The sequence below is a fragment of the Blastopirellula marina genome, from assembly GCF_002967715.1.
GTDB lineage: Bacteria > Planctomycetota > Planctomycetia > Pirellulales > Pirellulaceae > Bremerella > Bremerella marina_B.
Genome location: NZ_PUIA01000074.1, coordinates 351111 through 369867, shown reverse-complemented (window position 1 = coordinate 369867; position 18757 = coordinate 351111). Strand labels below are relative to the sequence as shown.

Below are 18757 nucleotides of genomic sequence, written 5' to 3'. Positions count from 1 at the left end.
TGCTCCGGTCATTGCTGCGGCTGGGCCGGGAATGTCGAATCCTCGGTTTCCGAGGATTCTTCGCTGGGTATGCTTTCCATTGGGGTCAATCGCTCGGATACGGAATCAGGGTTGTCGACCGCCTCTTGGTCTGGTTTGACTAGAAGTGACCAACCGTGCAGTACGCCAGACCGTTCGCTACGGCTGGCGCGAATCATCAACTGCCAAGTACCCTTCAAGTTCTTGCCTTTGTAATGATTTAATCCTGGCTGACGTTTCTCAAGTGCCTCCGGTCGAAACGTACCCCGGAACGGAGCCCGCGACCGCGTGATTCGCTCGCCGTTGTCATCATCGAAGATGGTCTTATCGAAATGGTCGTCGCTGCCTCCCACACCGGTGAAGAGTTCGATGCGTTGGCCATCTGGGCCGATCAGGTAGCCATCAAGCTGTTCCGTATAGGTGTGGGTAATCGAAAGCTGAACGTTGAGATCTCCGATCAAATAGTCATCGGCAATTTCGATTTCGGAAACGACCGTCGACCGGGGAAGCAGTAGGTGGGCCTGCGAGTTCGAGAATTCTCCGCCGGCAACCGTTTGCGATGTTAACACTTCATCGATTGTGATAATTCCATCGTGGTTGTGGTCGTAGGATGCGAATTCTTCGAGCTTGGCATCATCCCATTCTTGGGTGAATTCGGACATCACGACCTGTTTGTCCCCGTCTCCATCCCGCTCGAAGAACCAGGTCGGTATGGCTTCTTGGCTGGCGTTTGCCTCGCGATCGAGTTCTTCGTTTAAGTACCTGGCGAATTCATTTTCGTCGACCGCGCCGTTTCGATCGTAGTCGACCTTGGCGATTGAAATGCCAACGCTAGACATTTCTTGCGGATCAAGCTGACCATTTCGGTTGAAGTCGTATCGCTCAAGAATGCTATCGGCCAGCGAGGCGCTTCCGCGGTCACCATCCAGAGAACTGCCAGCCCGCATCCGATCTCGGCGGTCACGAATCTCTTGTCCCTCGTCGCGTCTCGGAACACCTTCGTTCAAGGAGCCGACTGACATGATCGGACGCTGTGATTCGAGGCGTCGGCGTGCATATCTCTGAGAGAGTTCAAGTTTCGTGAGGCTTCTATCTTGATCGAAATCGCTGTCTAGCGGGTCATGGCCATCCCAGCGGGCTCGCTCGATTTCTTGTGGATCGAGCTTGCCGTCACCGTCGCGATCCCAGCGACGTAACATGGAGGCCGCTTCGTCCAGATCGGCTTGGGTATACGGGTATTTCACTTCGCGAAGACCAAACCCTGGAACCAACGGCTTTTCGGGATCGACCCCGAAGCCCTTTAATCCCTCAACTTCCGCAGGCGGTGGTAACGTAGGGCTTCCAGCACGTTCACGACGCTCTGCGTGGAGGCGAGCTGCCTGTTCAAGCTTCTTCACCGAATTGGGCCGTGAAAGGCTAAGGCCATACGGAATAGCGAAGTCTTCCAGATAACGTCGACTTCGTTCCGAGATCTCGTCCGGTTCGATGTAACCATTGTTATCGTCATCAAGGCGACGAATCCACTCACCCTGTCCAAAGCTAACGCCCGAAAAGAGAGCAAACATAATCGCGCTTAACAGATACCGATAGTAGAGTGGTGAGGGATGCATTTATCGTCCCTTCGATCGACTGGAACTCGACGACGCGGACGAACGTGTGCGTGACGAAGAACTTGATCGAGGTGAATTGCCTGCTTGTTCCGCCAGTACCTGTTCGATCATTTCCAGGTTGATTCCGTTTGTCGCTGTGATGACGCGAACGGCGCGTTCGCTGCGCTGATCGACGGATGCTACCAACTGCTCAACTTCCGAGAAAAGTGCGTCGGGGGCGGTAATGACCAGCGAGTTACTTGCTTCGTGCACGGCAACGGCCATGGTCGGCTTGCTGCCGCGGGTTGGCTTCTCTTGAAATCCTCGCTGCTCGTCATCCCGACGGTCGTCGCTATTGCCTCGGTTTTCACTTTGAGCGGGTGGGGCTTGACGTGCCTGCGCGTTTTGCTGAGTGGTCATATCGACGCGATCAGGAAACGCTTCACGGATCATCTCGGCTACTTCGGTCGCACGCGCATGTTTTAGTTCAATAACACGCGAACGGCCGGAGGTTTCGATGTCGGTGATGCTTGAGTCTTTGTCGATAATCCTCATATAGCTTTCAATTGTGGCAATGTCTTCCCTTGTCCCTTGTACGATCAGGCGATTGAGTCGCGCGTCGGAAACAATCGTGGCCGTACCTGCGGTAACGGTCGTGACGCCATCGCGGTCGAAGAGCAGGCTGCCATAGTAGCCTCCCAAGTTACCAACGGAGCCGCGAACCAGCGTATCGGCCGGCGAGTCATTCAGAGCGTTTCCGCCATCTAGCAAGTCAGCCAGCATCTTCACGGCCTCATCCGCCGAGACGTACTTAAGGTAATAAATGACTGTGGGCGAGATTGCATTCTTGTCCTGGGCGGAAAGCATCCGGAGATGCTCTTCAAAGCGGTCCAAAGCTTCGATGTCGTCAGATTGCAGCAAGATACCATTGGGGACCAACTGGCTACGAATGGGGGCGTTGGCGTTTTTGACCGTTGCCGAAGTGTTGATCGTGTCGCCTACTTCAGGCAGTATGACGAAGCTATCGGTCGGCAGCTCCTCGGGACGCATTGGTGAAATCGGCTGGCGAAGGAGATCTTCTTGCGACGAGTTTGTAGGGACGACATCTTGTGCGTCGTCTCCCCCCTGCTCTTCTTCATTGTGAAGCGAACGCTCGATGAACTGTTGCGGTGTTGCTTCGTCACCCGGCAGGATTTGCAGGCAGTTCTCACCTCCCCACGACTTTTTCGCTGTTTGCAAGAGGTTCTCTCGCTTTGGCCCAGTCAGAGGGATAAACCGCAAGTCGGTACCACTGCTTTTGCGGGAATCAAGTCGTTCAATAAGCTTCTCGATTTGCTGGATCTGTTCTGCGGTACCGCGTACGAAGAGGCGTCGATTGCCTGGGTCGGCATCCACCTTCGGTGGCGGCACACGATCTTCGTTCTTCTTGTCGCGATCGTCTTCGTCGGAGACACCGAACATCTCCGCCACGAGCGAGACTGCAAAGTAAGGATCGACCGAGTTCAATTCCACAACGGAAAATTCAATCGACGGAGCTTGAAGTTCCTGAATCGTATCGCGAATGATTTGATGGGTTTCCGCATCCGCTAAGGCTACGATCGAGTTGCTACTTTCCTGCATTGATAGCCTCAGGGACTTATCGGCAAGAATCGTTTGAAGTACGTCGTAAACGGCTTGCAGGTTATCTCCACTTACGGAATGTGATAGAAGCGTTTTTTCGATCGGTGCTTCCTCCGCTTCCTCAGGCACGTCGACGACTTGAATGAGCGAATCAAGCCGTTTGAGCTTATCCTCGGATCCCACGGCGTATAATCTGCGTCCCGTTGTGTCGGTGGTTATGGTAATGTCGATGCCACTTGTGTCGTTCTCGGGGATTCCCAGGTGTGTGCTGGCAACGAGCAGTACGGTGGCGGCATCCACGTGCTTGAGATCAAAGCGTCGGATGGAGGCTTCTTCACCGTGCGGTTCCTTCATGGATTCGAGAATCTGCAAAGCACTTCGAAGGTTTTTCGCCGTGTCCGTGATGATGAGTTGATTCGATCTGGGAAGTACTACCGGCGTGGTCATCAAAGTGAGAGGTTCCATCTCGTTGATGGCTTCTGTGGGAACGATATCCCCTAACTTGACGAAGCATTTGACAACTTCATGGTCGTTCAATTGGTCGAGGTCTTGGGGCGAAACGACTCGGGCCATGGCATTCAATTGTTGAAGCCCACGAGGATCACCCAGATTGATCACCGACAACATTTGCCCCTTTCGCACGAGCGTATACCCGCGAGGCAAAAGAAACAGGTTCAAGCGAGTTACGGCATCGTCTACCGTGAAGTATTGGCTATCCGAATAGGTGAAGCTTCCAGTCGGGACGTCATCGACATAAAGAGACAGATCTCCTGCTTCCGCTACCCAGTCCAGCACTTCACGCCATGAAGCACCACGGAACGAAAACCGCAGCTTCCCGTCGATTTCGGGCATGGCGACTTCTTCCGTGTTATTTTCGTCACCAGGCAGGGACTCAACCACATCCGTTGACGACTGAATAAGTGGCTCTTCTACTTGGCCCCAGACCTTGGATTGACCGAGCAGTGCCACTACTGCGGCAACACAACAATAAGCGGACAATGATAAGGAAACGCGATACATGGTTTGCTTTACTGAGAAATCGTTCCCAGCTCCCGTGGTTGTTTCAGCGGGCACGCCAGTGGTAAGCGATTAAATGCTGTAACCGGTCGCGTTAAGCCAAGTCACCAGGAGCAGATAAGGCAGGACTGCTTGCTCGGCTTTGCGAGGGAAATTGCCTCAAACGAGATCGAGACAAGGGAATCCCAGGTGGGTACAGCGGAATCGATGGCAGGCAATAGGTAGGACAACAAATCTTTGTGTATTCACGTTTTAGATCGTCGAGGCGATTTAGTCAATGTTTTCTATTTCGGCTCAACTTAGCCTGTTTACTGCCGAATGAGCTCAACGACTTGTGACAGCAACGATTTCCGTTAAAAGGCCCTATTAGGAACGTGAACTAACGATGGTCACACTCGCCAGTAGCTCGCGTGTTCACGACAGACGATTAGTTAGCTAGCAACGTGAATTGTGCGCTAGTGAAATATGCCATAATCTAGGCAAATATCGTTTTGTATTGCGCAAAACAGAGAAACTGTGGTTATTTATCGAGGAGAGAAGACCAGCCGCCGGTATTACGGACGAGAACGTCTATTCCAAGTTTGGTTGCCGTGTTCGCCTAACTTTTCTGAGTGTTTCGACAGGCATCGGAAGCAATTGTTCCGATCTCTCCAGCGAGCGCGTTCACCGCTCCCTTTTCGTGGGGATGAACGCGATTCGAGAGGAAAATCACGACGAGTTCCAGCTCTGGATCGATCCACATAGCGGTACCCGTGAAACCGCCATGTCCGTAGGCTGACGAGCTCATCGACTTACCACGATTGCTTGAATAGCCACTTTGCTTGTCCCAACCTAAACCGCGGAGGTTGCCTGCGGCGTCGTACGATTTGGTCATTGTTGCCAGCGTTTGCTGGCTGAGCAGATGTTGGGTGCCGGGATTGCGTGCCGCGAGCATTGCCTGGGCATAAAGCAACAGGTCATCCGCCGTGCTGAACAGACCAGCATGCCCGGCAACACCGCCGCAGTACCGTGCACGCGGGTCGTGAACGGTTCCTTTCAGCCATTCTCCATCAACCTGCGTGGTGGTAACCGAACGTTTGGCCAATGCTTCGTTTGGGTTATAGCCCGACGCGTTCATTCCGAGGGGTTTGAACAGGTGTTGGGCAGCGTACTGGTCGAGCGGCATCTTCGAGACGCGGGCCACTACTTCACCCAACAAGATGAATCCCACATCGGAATAACGGAAACGTTGTCCAGGCTCGGACAGTAACTTGAGATTGCAAATCTTCTGGTAGGCACCTGCCCAACCGTTTTCATAGTCAGAGAGAGCATTGTCTGGGGTCAGCCCGCTGGTGTGGATGAGCAACTGTTTGATAGTGATTGTTTCCTTGTCATTCCCGCGAAACTCGGGCAAGTAGGTGGCAACCGGGGCGTCGAGGTCAACCTTGCCTTCCTCAACAAGCTGCATGATGCTGGTTGCCGTGACAATTGGCTTGGTCAGCGAAGCCATATCAAACACTGTATCCATCGTCATCGGTTCGACCGACGGTTCGATCCGGCGGTTGCCGTGTGCCTTCTTGTAGGCCACTTGTCCGCCATGTGCGACGACCACCACACAGCCTGGCATCTTCTTTTCGGTAAGAGCTGCAGCGATAGCCTGATCGATCTTCGTTGTGATTTCACCCGTGATATCAGTTGACTGTGGGGTGGCGGCAAACAGATCTGCTTTCGCTAGAACAAGCTGAGCCAGAACCAGAATGAGAGCCACTAAGCAACGCAGACTCATTAATCTTCCTCCAAGGAAGCGACTCGAGGATTCTCGCCACGCAATGCGACGAGGTAGCCAAGGACGACGGTAACTCCAAAGGAGGTGCCGCAACAAATCAACGAATACCAGTAACCACTGATATTCGTTTGAAAGGCAACCAGGGTTATCACCAAGGCCCCTGTCAGCAGTCCGATGTTTGCCAGGACGCTCGATACTCGTCCGATCACCAAGGTAACGAAAAAAAGTCCGAGCAATAATCCTGCGGAAAAGCCGGCGATCGCCAAAGCCTGATTAACGACGGTATCGGCAAAGTGCCCTCGGAAGGCGATGATCGCTACCGCTGCTTGTGACAAGGTAAACAGTAGCGTGAAACCCCGTGCAAGGCGTAGCCTGCGGTCGTCAGGTAATTGGTTCCATGCTTGACGTCCAAAATCTTGCAGCATGGAACTTGCTGATGAATTAACGGAGCTGGACAGGGTAGACATGGCCGCGGCGAATACAGCCGCCAGGATGATTCCCCGAATACCAAGCGGAAGTTCACCGACGATGAACGTTGCCAGCGCCTGATCGCCCGGAATATTGACTTTTGCAGGATCAAATTCGGTGAAGTAACAGGCCAAGCCAACTCCAATCGCCAGAAACAACACGAACTGCACAAATACGATCGGGCCGCTCCAAAAGAGTGCCCATCCGGCCGAGCGTTGATCTTTCGCACAAAGGTATCGCTGAACAATCAACTGATCGGCACCATGTGTCGCGAGACTGAGCATTGCCCCGCCCAAAAGTCCTACCCATAACGTCAGATGGCCATGGTCGGGAAGAAATTTAAGATCGAATAGCTTGAGGCGTCCTGTTTCAGACGCAAATTGAAAATATTGATCGGTACCACCTGGAAGACGAATCAAGATCACCGTCAACGCAATCAAAGCGCCAGCCATATAGACGCCAAACTGGAGACAATCGTTCCAGACCACCGAGCGAACACCACCCAACAAGGCATAGAGTGCTGTCGCAATCGCGAGGATAGCAACACTGACCTCGAAAGGTAACTGCATCACCTGCTGTAACGCGAGTGCGGTTAGAAACAGTCTCAGACCGTCTCCAAGAGTTCGGGCAATGAGAAAGAAAAGCGATGCCAGGCGACGGGTAGAGCTACCGAAGTTCCGCTGAAAGACTTCGTAAGCAGTCGCGTTCTCGTTACGAAAATAGAGGGGAAGCAGGAAAACCAGTACCAATACGCGTCCAACGATATAGCCTAAGGCCAGTTGAAGGAAACCAAAGTTGCCCCCTTCTTTGAATGCCAGGCCTGGAACGCTTAAGAATGTAACGGTGCTTGTTTCGGTTGCGACAATCGAAAGCAAAAGCGCCCAGGTGGGCAAACTTTTAGAGCCTAGAAAAAAATCGTTGGTCGAGTTCCCCCCCTTCCCCAACCAAATTCCCAGAAGGCTCGTCCCCACGATGTAAGCAGCAATGATTGCTACATCGATTGGGTGAATCGCCAAAGTCGCCAGAATTACCATGCAGGCGAACCGGTCCTTGGGTTGGGGGAAATGGGGAAAACGAAGCTGCGACGGACCATTTTTAGTCTAGCTGGCGTCGCTGTATTCGCTAGACGACCAAGCGCATAATTATCTCCCTTTTGCGCAGAGAAGCTATGCCACGCGTGTATCCGGGTCTAAACTGAGCAAGATAAAACGCTTTCACATTTTTTCGCCTTACTCTTCCGATCGTGTTTCATTCACTGTGCTAACATGCTCGATCATTTGACGACCGAAGCCAGTAACCCGGCGTCCGAAGACCTCGATGAATTGTCGACTTTGGATTTGGTAAACCTGATCAATAACCAGGACGCTGGTGTGGCCATCGCCGTGGGACAGCAATCAGTTCAAATTGCCGCGGCAATTGATGCCATTTCAGCGCGACTTAGGCGGTCAGGGCGTTTGATCTATATCGGAGCTGGTACCTCGGGGCGACTTGGTGTGCTAGATGCCGCCGAATGCCCTCCCACATTCAGTTCCGATCCTGGACAGGTAATCGGTTTGATTGCCGGTGGTCCATCGGCTCTGCAGAATGCGGTAGAAGGTGCGGAAGATAATCCTGACTTTGGAGCCAAGGACCTGCAAGACATTGGACTTAGCTCCAAAGATGTCGTGGTTGGGATCGCCACCAGCGGTCGTACTCCGTATGTGATTGGTGGCTTGGACTATGCTCGGAAAATCGAGGCCTATGCAATTGGCTTGACCTGTAATGAAGTCTCTGAGTTACACTCACACTGCGACATGGTCATTGCTCCGGTCGTGGGCCCTGAAATCATTAGTGGTTCTACACGAATGAAGGCCGGCACAGCGACCAAGATGGTACTCAACATGTTGAGTACCGGTGCGATGATCCGACAGGGGAAGACCTTCGGAAACCTCATGGTGGATCTGAAGGCGACCAATACCAAGCTGAACGAACGAGCTAGACGGATCGTCAAAGCGGCTACGAAACTTTCGGACGAAGACGTTTCCAGTCTTTTGCATGAATGCAATGGCGAAGTGAAAACAGCGATTGTGGTGCATCATACAGGAGAATCGCCCGATCGAGCTCGGGTCTTACTGAGTGAGGCCAACGGTCACCTGCGCCAAGCCATTATGGGTACTACTGGAGAACGAAGCCGCTAATGCTGATCCATGAGAATATAGTGAGCGGCTTGCCCAATCGCGATCGATCTGACGGCGAACTGGTGTTAGCGGTCGACAGCGGAGGCACAAAAACATCGTGCACTTTGGCTCGCATCGGAGATAAGAATCAATGGACGATTCTTGGGACAGGGCGTGCGTTGGCGGGCAATCCTCGTGCGATAGGACTCGAAGCATCGGCCAGGACGATTGCCGAGTCTGTAAAACTAGCCAAAGCGGAAGCGGGTCTCGATAGCTTCCCCTGTCATCGGGCAATATTTGCCGTTGCTGGGACACTTCATGAACCAATACGACACGATCTATGTCGACGCCTAGGCGAAATGGATCTCGCAGAAACGTGTCTTGTCGTTCCGGATCTTATTCCCCTAGTTGCCGGTTGCGGTCCTGAAGTATCCATGGGGTTGATTGCTGGAACCGGTTCCGTCGCCATCGGTCGTGATCCCTTAGGAAGGTATGCGATTGCAGGTGGCTGGGGACCAATGCTGGGAGATGATGGAAGCGGGTACGCGATTGGCCGGTTAGCACTCCGATCAACTTTACAATGTCTGGAAATGGGTAAGACTGCTCAAGGTCTGGTCAAACAAGTGTGTGAGGCGCTGGGGGCGAAGACATCCTTGGGAATCAAGGCAGCCATGGCAGATGTTGCCGACCTTCGTGAAGCGGTTGCTTCGCTCGCTCCAATTGTATTATCCCCGTCACACGAAACTGATCCACTTGCTGCGACGATTATTGCAAAAGCCGCGGCCGATTTAGCCGATATGGTTCAGGGACTGCAAACCCGACTACAAATGCCGAAGGATGGAATGGTCATCGCACTATCCGGCGGAATATTGCGAGCAGAGTCTCCGCTGATGCACCAACTTGGCAAGGAACTCGAGGCTCGTGGTTTTCATGCGAAACTAGAGCGAATTGTCGATCCAGTGTTGCCAATTCTAAATATGCTTTCCCAGCCTGAGTTGCCAAGTCAGTTCGAGATTCTGCCTTGATTTTACGGCGTTACGAACCCACCGGTGGTCGGCTGCGAACAGCCTGTTGTCTCGGGAATGGTTAGCGGTAGGTTTCGTAAGCTACGAACGGCCAACCAGGCAAAACATTCGGCCTCCAGCGTAACTGGGCTGAGGTTACGCTGATCGATGGTTTGTACCATCGGAAACCGATCACGAAGGCTCTGCATGATCACGGGATGATGAGCTCCACCACCGGTTACCCAAAGAATTCCCAGCGGTCCGGGCATCTTGTCGATCGCTGCTTCTACAGCTCCTACGGTGACGGCACAAAGCGTCGCAGCACCATCTTCTACGCTCAAACCGGAAACATCGATGTGGTCGAACGCGAAACGCTCAGCCGACTTTGGAAGTGGTCGTTGAAAATAGGGGGCTGACAGAAAGTCATCGACAAGCGTCTGATGAACGGTCCCACGGCTCGCGAGTTGACCATCAATGTCGTGGCTCAGACCTGCCATCTCTTGGGCCCATTCATCCAGCAATCCGCAACCCGGACCCGTATCAGCAGCAACGATCGATCCGTCAGGGCTTAGCCAGGTAAGGTTAGCGATTCCTCCCAAATTGAGGACCCCAACGGGGAAGCTCTTGTCATGGAACAGGGCTTGGTGAAAGAAGGAAGCCAATGGAGCTCCACGGCCGCCACGGGCCATGTCTCGGCGTCGAAAGTCGGACACGACCTGCAAACCCGACTTCTCGGCGAGAAGCCACGGGTTACCAAGCTGCATCGTCACCCCTTCTGTGGGCATATGACGTACGGTGTGCCCGTGGAAACCGATCAGCTTGGCCGAGTTAGCGATCGTTCCCAGCTGTTGCTTGAGAACCTCCACGGTCGCGGCATGGTGCAGCGTTATTTCGCGTTCCAAAAAAAGCAACTCATCCAAACGAACGTTGTGCTGAGAGGCCTCAAGGATGCGTGATCGCAACTCGTTGTCGTATGGGTGTCGCAGTCCCCCATGAAACTTGACGAAATTCTCACCGTCGGTCGAAATGAGTGCGGCATCAACGCCCTTGGCGGAACTGCCACTCATTAGTCCAATTACGGTGCGACGATGATGCGGACTCTCGCTCATGGGAACCTTAGGGCAAGCATTTTCCACCCAGGCGTGGGGAGACGATTCGCCAGAGACAAGTGGCTTGCGGTTCAGCTTAACCGCCTGTCGCAGAGGCGAAAGCCCCCTGCAAACCAACATGAGCAAAATGACAAATAATTCTCGTATCTGCGCAAACAAGATGACCAAGAAAGTTAGAATAGAGTGATGCTTTCTCAGGCCACTTAACGACTAAATGCTCGGTAATGTCAAACGAAAAAAATCCATCTGACGATAAGCTTCTGGTTCGGGTCATCGCGGTGATGGTCGAAACGGAGACGAGCTGGGGAAGGCGCATTATTCGCGGGATTGCCCAATACTCAGAAAAGAACGCCCATTGGCATTTGCTTATTGATCCACGCGACCATGAGCAGCGTTCTTCCTTGCCGGACGGATGGCGGGGAGATGGCGCAATTGCCAGATTATCGAATCGGCAGCAGATCGAGCAGATTCAACAGCGAAACATTCCCGTTGTGGATGTCGATGATATCGGACCTGTCACTCCGGAAATTGGCCGGGTTATCACAGACGAAGCTGCCCGGGCGGAGCTGGCCGTAGAGCATCTACTGTCACGAGGTTTCACGCAGTTCGCCTATTTTGCCCCTCCAAGCAACCGTTATTCAAATAGTCGTGGCGAGGCCTTTCAAACTGCGGTAGTCACGCGGGGGTACGTATGTCATACATATCGCCCCGGTTATCGTGCCGGAAGAAAGATGTCTTGGGATGAGCAACAGCGTCGCGTCAATCGCTGGCTGCTTTCGCTTCCCAGGCCAATTGCCATCCTGGCGGTCGATGCTCATCATGCTCGACAACTGGCCGAGGTCTGTCATTTCTCGTCGATTCGAGTTCCGGACGACTGTGCAATTCTAGCTGGGGATTCAGATGATCTGCTGTGCGAAGTGTCGACCCCTCCTCTTTCGGCCGTTTCGCTTGCTTGCGAGCGAATCGGTTACGAAGCAGCCGCCATGCTTCATCAGATGATGGAAGGAAAGAACGCGCCGAAAGATCCGGTGCTGATTCCTCCAAATGGTGTTGTGAGCCGACGGTCGACAGATTTTCTGGCGATTGATGATCCAATAATCGTGCGTGCGCTAAGGTTCATCCAAAACCACACTCAGCATGGAATTGGCGTGGATGACATTTTGAAGGAAGTTCCCCTTTCGCGACGAAGCTTAGAGATTCAGTTCAAGTCTTACCTTGGTCGAACGCCTGCGGAAGAAATCCGTCGCGTTCAGCTAGAGCGTGCCAAAGAGTTGCTTTTGAATCGCGACCTATCCATTACGGAAGTTGCGTTAAGCTCCGGATTTAGCAATGCCACGCGATTCGGCATTGCCTTTCGAAGGAAGTTTGGAACCACGCCACGCAATTTTCGCAAGAAGATTCTCAGCGAATAGAGCTCCTTCGACCGGCCACCTGCTTGTATTCAGGCCAAGTTCTGCGTCTCGATCGGCAATCTTGAAAATTCTTCGACCTATTCTCTTGGTCATTTCGCGATGCATTTAGCGGCGGATTCTGATTCAACGCACAGGTCATTGCGTATTAACGTCGGGAAGCAGCACATGTCATCATCCGAACATCAGCAGGATCTACGTCAGGCAATCCAATTTGCCATACAGAATCTCAAGTACTGGAAGCTCGACGCCAGCGTTCAAGAGTTCTACGAAGCCTGGCTTAAGCAGTTGGAGACCATCGACCAGTCGTGTGAACACCTTGAAGCTCCCAAGGAAAATGAGAGCCCAAGAAGTCCGCTACAACAACTGCGTTACCGTGCCTTTCTCGACCATGAGTTAGATCGTCACGTACAGCTGGGGCGTCTTCCCGAACATCTTGTGGTCAGCCTGAAAGACGAGAATAGACGTATTCAAAGGGAGCTAGAAGCAGAGATTGGCACGATTTCAGAGAATCAGGCTTCGGACACAGCTGTTGCAGCGGATACTGATTCTTCGAACGATAGGGTAGCAGCCGTCGAGGGCGATCGGTCCCTTCCTAATTCAATTTCGGGAAAACTGCTTGAGGCGGTATTAGATCCGAGAAGCCTTCAATACTTGATGATGCTCGGCTCGGCTTTGTTAGTTTTGGGGCTGGTCATCTGGTTGGCGACGCAAGGTTTCTTTGATGACCCCTTGGTGATTGCCGTTTGTGCAGGAGTTGCAAATCTGGTTGTTCTGGGAGCTGGTGTTTATCTGCTGCGGTATACGCGGTTTAAGACGGCTGGCCAAGGCATAACGCTTCTGGCCTGTCTCGTCATGCCGCTGCATCTTTGGTTTTATGATGCCCAGGGGTTAATCGTTCTCGATGAAGGTGGCCATCTTTGGATTCCAGCACTGGCCATAGCGGTCCTCTATGCATGTTGTGCGGTTCTGGTTCGTGATCCCCTGTTTGCATACGCGATGGTGGGAGGCATTACGCTAACGGGCCTGATGATCTTAGGAGACCAAAGCGTCGCAAGGTTTTGGGAAGGTGCCGCTGTTTCTTCCTTATTGATTGCTCTCGGAGCCATCGCGATTCATGCGGAAAGAGCGTTTGTTTCTGGCGATGGTCCATTCAGCCGCGAAGATTTCGGTAAGGCCTTCTACCGAGCAGGACATTGTGTCTTGCTGGGCGGGCTTATTGTGCTTTTAAGCTGGACGATCAGTTCGTGGACCTATGGCGGTATGTTGACTGACTTGTGGAGTTTCTGGCGGACGGGACCTTTGCCATTTGACGAGCCTTCATTGGCCACGAGCGATAAACTGAAAACCCTGGCAATTGGCCTTTCCCTCGTGGCGACGTACCTCTACGGCTATTCGTATTTTGTAGTCGGAAGACAATCCGCCTGGGTTTGGGGAGGAATCGCTTCGTTTCTCTGGGCCGAGGTGATGTTCGTCGATCTGTTGCCAGTTCCGGTAACGGAAGAACTTGTCATGATGGTCTTCGCGGTGACGGCAATCTTCTTTCAAGGGTTTGCTTGGAGTGTTCGTGGTCTCGAACAGACGGAGGAACATGAAAAGGCACCGATTACGCTCGGTACCATGATGCAGACCGTGGCGTCTCTGTTGCTATTGGTTCCCTTGGTTATGGGAATTGCCGGATATCTGGGGGCGACTTTCAATGTGTTTCCGCTTCACGAGACAACTCATCTCTTCGCCATTGCGATGGTGACAACATCAATAGCGTGTTGGCTCGGTATTTGGCTGACACGGGAACACAATGTTTATCTAAATGTAGCCTCCGCAGTAAGCTCATGCATTGCTGTACTGTTGGCCTCATTTAGCGGCTTGGCCTTGATGAACTGGGAAGCATGGGACGTGGCAGGACCCTTGCTGATGGTTGTTCCGCTGGGGTATTGGCTTCTGTCCACGAGATTCTCTTCTTCTCTCCGGACGAACTTGCAAATAGCAGCACATAGCGGGACGAGTCTACTGGTCGGAGCCATAATGGTCTCGGCGTATGGACTGTCCATTCGGAGAATCGAGCCACTCAGCGGCCATGTAAGCGAGATCTTACTTTCAGTATTCTTCATGGAAGTGTGCCTCTTTTACGTCTTGTATGCCATCCAATCCAAGCATCTTGCTGGGAACCTCCTGGCGTTAGTCGCTGGAAGTGCCGCTGTGGTGCAACTCGAACACTTTTTTGGTGCTTCGTACGAATTGGGGCTGTTCACGTTCGGTGTGATTGGGATAGTTGGAATAATTGTCGATCGTGTTATTGGGTTTGAAATCGACGAAGCGAACAGTGATCACCGGGCGTTGGGAATGAGTGGGCAAATACTCTTGAGCTTGGCGGGTACAGGTGGCGTGCTTATAGCGCTCAATCGTCTGATGATGGTAGGCTTCCATGGTGGGACGTTGGCTCTCTTGCTAGGGTTGATTGCCACTTCTCTATTGGCAGCACTAATGGTTGTGCCGCGTAAGGTCAGTCGTTGGTACATCGCTCTGGCCGTCGCTCAGGGGTGTTCTGCTCTATTGCTTGTTGCGTTTGGTTTGACTCTTGAACCGTGGCAGAAACTGGAGATCCTGTTGGCGTCGTTGGGAGTGGTGGTATTGATCGTTTCCCATGTTGGCTGGGCCCAAGAGGGGGAGCGCCAGGAGGACTGGGTTACACTTGGCCTGGTTGTCGGCAGTTTGCTACTAGCCGTCCCAATGCTGACCGGTTTGCTTGGGCAGCGATTCGAGTTTTACAGTGAAACGACCCATTGGCGTATTGTCCATGAAATTGGAGCTCTGACCGCAGGTCTCGGTCTTTTAGGGACGGGAATTCTTTTCCGATTACGGACCACGACCATCGTCGGTGGGATCACAACATTGCTGTACGTCGGTACCCTTGTGGTGTATGTGCATCTTCCACAGCAACTGCAAGGCGTGGCTGTTTACATGATGATCGGAGGTGCGATTTTCTTTGTGGTGTCGCTGCTGTTGAGTATTTTCCGCGACTATCTCTTAGCCATGCCAGAGAGATTTCGTCGTCGACGGGGCCTCTTTCGAGTACTGACCTGGCGATAGAAGACGAGTCACTACATATAAGCAATGACGCCTGCGGGGTGACGAACAAAGAAGCAGAAGTGAATGAATTAAACTCTTTCGGCGATTGCTGATGACGTTGCTGGCTGCCGACCATGATTGGCAAAGTAGATCGAAGCGACGAAAAGCGCCAGAAGAGATGTCCCTAGGGCAACCCAGCAGAACGATGTGAAAAAGTCGAGAAAATTCTCGCGACCAACGAAGAGGTTGCGCGAAAACATGATGACGACATATCCCAAGTAACCGAACGCATCTGCAAGGTACATCAGGAATCCAAGGTTACCCCGCTCGCGGGTCATCGCCAGCAGACGTTCAAATACCGTAGTGTGAATGGCGACATACGGAAGATAGAGTCCGAAGCCTACTAGCACCATGAACTGAAACGCGCCGATCGACTGGGATTGTTGTCCAACTAAAGCGACAGCCAGGATAATGAAGCCAACGGCACAGATGCCCAGGGAGAGGAAGAAAGCCAGCCGATTGTTCCGAACAAAAATCGAAAGCCCGTTGACAAACAAGACACCTAACGCGACCCACATTTCAGAGCGGGTAAAGGTCGATGGGACCGCTTCTTGACCTAGGTCTCCCCATAATTCGGCAGCGAAGTCGGCGCGTATACTTCGAATGATTGTGATCAGAAGGTAGATGGCTACCAGAATCGACAGCCCCAAGGCATACCGGCTGAACAGTGACCAGCGGTCATGAGGAGACATCGCATCTCGGGCAGAACGGGCAGCAACATCTTGTTCGCTGGGTCCCGGGATCTTGGTTAGCATGGTGACGCATAGGCAAAGTGGCAGGAGAAAAATCAGACCAGCGGTAAATGGCATCCAATCTTCGCTGACACCGTTGGTAAGTAACCACGAGCCAACCGACTTGGTGACACCGTCGGCAAGGATAAAACTGGTGCAAAGCCCAGCTACCAATGCCTCGGTAAGCCGTCGCCCTTCCAGAAAGCCCAGCACCAAGCCAAATACCATTCCCAGGCATAATCCATTGAAAAACAACCCAACGGCATTCCAAGGTCGCGGCAAGATGCCGAACAACGCTAACGCGGCCTCGGCAGAAAGAATGAGACCGATCAGAGCAACTGCTCGACGTTGCGGAGGCATCTCGGAGATGATTTTGATACCGACAAACTTGGACAACATGTAGCCTAGAACTTGAATCGAGACGACAATAGTCTTGAAATCGATACTGCCAACCATTGCGCCGTCATATTCAGCTGCCGTAAACGGCTTGCGAAAGCCGTACATGCAGAAATATGTTCCGAATGCGGCGAAGATGGCCCAAAATGCCCAGAAAGAATCTGATCGCTTCGTAGATTGATCCGGTAAGCTGGCGGAACTCATGATTCAGATGTTTCGGGGGGTTGAAGTCGAGGTTGTTTAAGGACGTTCGCCATCGCCGAGACGTTGATTAATCTGGCTTATAACGCGCGGAAGATCTTCGATCGAAGCAATCGTGAAATGACTGCCGGCGTTCTGAAAAACGGACGCGGTTGTGTCGAGCTTGTTTGCTTTTGTCGCGGGATCTAATTGGCAATAGTCATCCAAACTAAGCCCCATGATGCTGCTACTATCGCAAATTCCAATTGTCCAGCACCCGGCATTGAGACCTGCTTCAATGTCCGCGACCGTATCACCGATTTTGACGACAGACTGCGGAGGAAAGACGTTTAGCTTTTGCATAACCTGGTAGATCATCCAAGGTGCCGGTCGGCCTTTGGGAACGTCGTCGGCGCAGACATTGGCGTCCGGCACAAAGCCCTGCCTACTCGCTGCCTGTGAGACGAGTTCTGCTGCGGCTCGAAAGTATCCTGTGGTGTTTCCGACTTTAATTTCATCCGCCTGTAAGATGCCGATGACATCCAGTAAGTGCGGCACCAGTTGGCTGCTTTGTTCAATCGCTTCTAGTTGGTAGGGAACGAATTGATCGTACATGAGCGAAACATCGGCATCTGTCCAAGGAGCCCCTTTCGATTCATGCCAACGCTTGGAGATTCCGTCGGTGCTGAGCATCGAAATGAGATGCTCTCTCTTATTCAAGCCCATTGGTCGACGAGCTTCTTCGTCGGAGACCTGGACTCCGTGTGCCGCAAATACTTTGGCAAATGCGGTCGCCGGAGCACACGAACCGAAATCGATGGTCGTGCCGGCCCAGTCAAAAACGACAAGTTGAATCTTGCCTTGTTTTGCGATCATAATTTCGTCAGTGTAATGCTTGGGATGAATATTGCGTTAACCAGCTGTGGCTTTTGTCGGAACGATATCACGCCGACTTCCTGTGGAGACTGTCTTCCTGCCTTGCAGTAGAGAAAACAATTCTTCTTGACTAGCCATTCGAGGATTATTGGAAAGCCGCGCAGGGTTTACACGGCTTGCTAATACCCGTAGGCTCTCGTCCGTTTGGATGCCGGCCGATGCGAGAGTTGGGTTGCAGCCAAGCGAGCTGACAAATGCTTCGATTTGATGACATGCCTGTTCGACTGTTGCTGCTTTTAAAATGTCCAGAATCAGTAAGAGCCGTTGTCGGACATGTGTGGTTCCTCGCTCGTCGGCGCAATCGGACTTGGATACACCGAAGTTATATGCAAGAACGCTACTTAACGTTGTGGCGACTGCCGCTCCATGAGGGATACCGTAATCGGCTGTTATCGCGTAGGAAATTGCGTGGGGTAGTGTCGTCTTGCTGATGTTGATCGCTTTTCCTGCCAGATGAGACGCAAGGCTCATTGCGTGCCGAGATTCTGGCGTCGGAGCATTCACGGCGGCTGGCAAGTGTTCGAATGCGAGGGTCGCGGCGGAGGTTGCATAGGCAACCGATTCGTCGGTAGCACCCACGGCCCAGATCGATTCGATGGCTTGGCAAAAAGCATCCAGACCAGTTGCCGCAGTCATTCTCGGGGGGACGCTGTAGGTCAATTCCGGATCGACCACTGCAACACAGGGCAGTAGACAAGGGTCGGCGACCGAGTATTTCTGGCCGTCCACGTAAACAACAGCGAAATGAGTCGACTCGCTTCCTGTGCCGGCCGTTGTTGGAATAGCAACGAGCGGCAATGTACCCTGCGAAAGCGAAATACCGTTGAGAACGATGTCACGCGGACTCTCTTCGTGTCGCGACATCGAAGCGATCATCTTAGCAAGGTCGATGGCGGTTCCGCCGCCTAGTGCAAGTACCAGGTCGGGATCGGCAGCACGGCACTTGGCAACACCGCGCTGGACATCTTCGATCTTAGGATTCGGCTCGAATCCACTAAACAAGGTGATTGCATCTGGCGGCAGAAATTGACGCAATTGGGCCGCGGCACCTGACAGGTTATACGCAACTTCGTCGACAACCAGAAAGGTGCGAACAGCGCCCAATTGCTGAAAGATTTGCGGAATCCTGGCGAGGGATCCTTCTGCTAGATAAACCGTTTGCATTTTTCCAAGGTGCGGCAAAGTTCTCGGCCTTTAATATGCGAAATCCGTTTCGTATCTCTGGATTCT

General features: G+C 52.7%; 12 protein-coding genes. 4 read left to right on the top strand and 8 right to left on the bottom strand.

The window, feature by feature from the left end; genetic code table 11:
- Nucleotides 1-8 precede the first annotated feature (8 nt).
- From C5Y96_RS23605 to C5Y96_RS23590, 4 genes are all read right to left on the bottom strand, one after another.
- On the bottom strand, nucleotides 9-1628 hold the full coding sequence (locus C5Y96_RS23605; RefSeq protein ID WP_105358554.1) for a proprotein convertase P-domain-containing protein: 1620 nt from the start codon (nucleotides 1626-1628) through the stop codon (nucleotides 9-11).
- On the bottom strand, nucleotides 1629-4247 hold the full coding sequence (locus tag C5Y96_RS23600; RefSeq protein ID WP_105358551.1) for a secretin N-terminal domain-containing protein: 2619 nt from the start codon (nucleotides 4245-4247) through the stop codon (nucleotides 1629-1631).
- A gap of 595 nt (nucleotides 4248-4842) precedes the next feature.
- Nucleotides 4843-6009 (bottom strand): serine hydrolase domain-containing protein, encoded by a 1167-nt coding sequence (locus C5Y96_RS23595; protein WP_105358548.1) that lies wholly within the window; start codon nucleotides 6007-6009, stop codon nucleotides 4843-4845.
- Nucleotides 6009-7511, bottom strand: a complete 1503-nt coding sequence (locus tag C5Y96_RS23590) for a sodium:solute symporter family transporter (RefSeq protein WP_105358546.1) — start codon at nucleotides 7509-7511, stop codon at nucleotides 6009-6011. Before C5Y96_RS23590 ends, C5Y96_RS23595 begins: the two co-directional genes overlap by 1 nt.
- A gap of 231 nt (nucleotides 7512-7742) precedes the next feature.
- Here C5Y96_RS23590 and murQ point away from each other — a divergent pair, with 231 nt between their 5' ends.
- Both murQ and C5Y96_RS23580 read left to right on the top strand, forming a co-directional pair.
- The gene (gene murQ, locus C5Y96_RS23585) at nucleotides 7743-8654 is read left to right on the top strand and encodes an N-acetylmuramic acid 6-phosphate etherase (protein WP_105358543.1); all 912 of its coding nucleotides are present in this window, start codon (nucleotides 7743-7745) and stop codon (nucleotides 8652-8654) included.
- Entirely contained in the window at nucleotides 8654-9658 is a 1005-nt protein-coding gene (locus C5Y96_RS23580) for a BadF/BadG/BcrA/BcrD ATPase family protein (protein ID WP_105358541.1), read from the top strand. Before murQ ends, C5Y96_RS23580 begins: the two co-directional genes overlap by 1 nt.
- A gap of 2 nt (nucleotides 9659-9660) precedes the next feature.
- Here the strand turns inward: C5Y96_RS23580 and C5Y96_RS23575 are convergent, their stop codons facing one another.
- Nucleotides 9661-10746, bottom strand: coding sequence for an anhydro-N-acetylmuramic acid kinase (locus tag C5Y96_RS23575; protein WP_158261388.1), 1086 nt, complete (start codon nucleotides 10744-10746; stop codon nucleotides 9661-9663).
- Nucleotides 10747-10970: 224 nt separating this feature from the next.
- Between C5Y96_RS23575 and C5Y96_RS23570 the strand changes: the two genes are divergently transcribed.
- Both C5Y96_RS23570 and C5Y96_RS23565 read left to right on the top strand, forming a co-directional pair.
- The gene (locus C5Y96_RS23570) at nucleotides 10971-12158 is read left to right on the top strand and encodes a xylose operon transcription regulator XylR (protein WP_105358537.1); all 1188 of its coding nucleotides are present in this window, start codon (nucleotides 10971-10973) and stop codon (nucleotides 12156-12158) included.
- Nucleotides 12159-12323: 165 nt separating this feature from the next.
- Nucleotides 12324-15245, top strand: coding sequence for a hypothetical protein (locus C5Y96_RS23565; RefSeq protein ID WP_105358535.1), 2922 nt, complete (start codon nucleotides 12324-12326; stop codon nucleotides 15243-15245).
- A 68-nt stretch (nucleotides 15246-15313) separates the two neighbouring features.
- Here C5Y96_RS23565 and C5Y96_RS23560 read toward each other — a convergent pair whose 3' ends face one another.
- From C5Y96_RS23560 to C5Y96_RS23550, 3 genes are read right to left on the bottom strand one after another with little or no spacing between them, the layout of a single operon-like run.
- Nucleotides 15314-16615: a DUF5690 family protein gene (locus tag C5Y96_RS23560; protein ID WP_105358533.1), complete on the bottom strand. Its 1302-nt coding sequence runs from the start codon at nucleotides 16613-16615 to the stop codon at nucleotides 15314-15316.
- Nucleotides 16616-16651: 36 nt separating this feature from the next.
- Entirely contained in the window at nucleotides 16652-17467 is an 816-nt protein-coding gene (gene phnX / locus C5Y96_RS23555; RefSeq protein WP_105358531.1) for a phosphonoacetaldehyde hydrolase, read from the bottom strand.
- Nucleotides 17468-17503: 36 nt separating this feature from the next.
- The gene (locus tag C5Y96_RS23550) at nucleotides 17504-18691 is read right to left on the bottom strand and encodes a phosphonoacetaldehyde reductase (RefSeq protein ID WP_105358529.1); all 1188 of its coding nucleotides are present in this window, start codon (nucleotides 18689-18691) and stop codon (nucleotides 17504-17506) included.
- Nucleotides 18692-18757 lie beyond the last annotated feature (66 nt).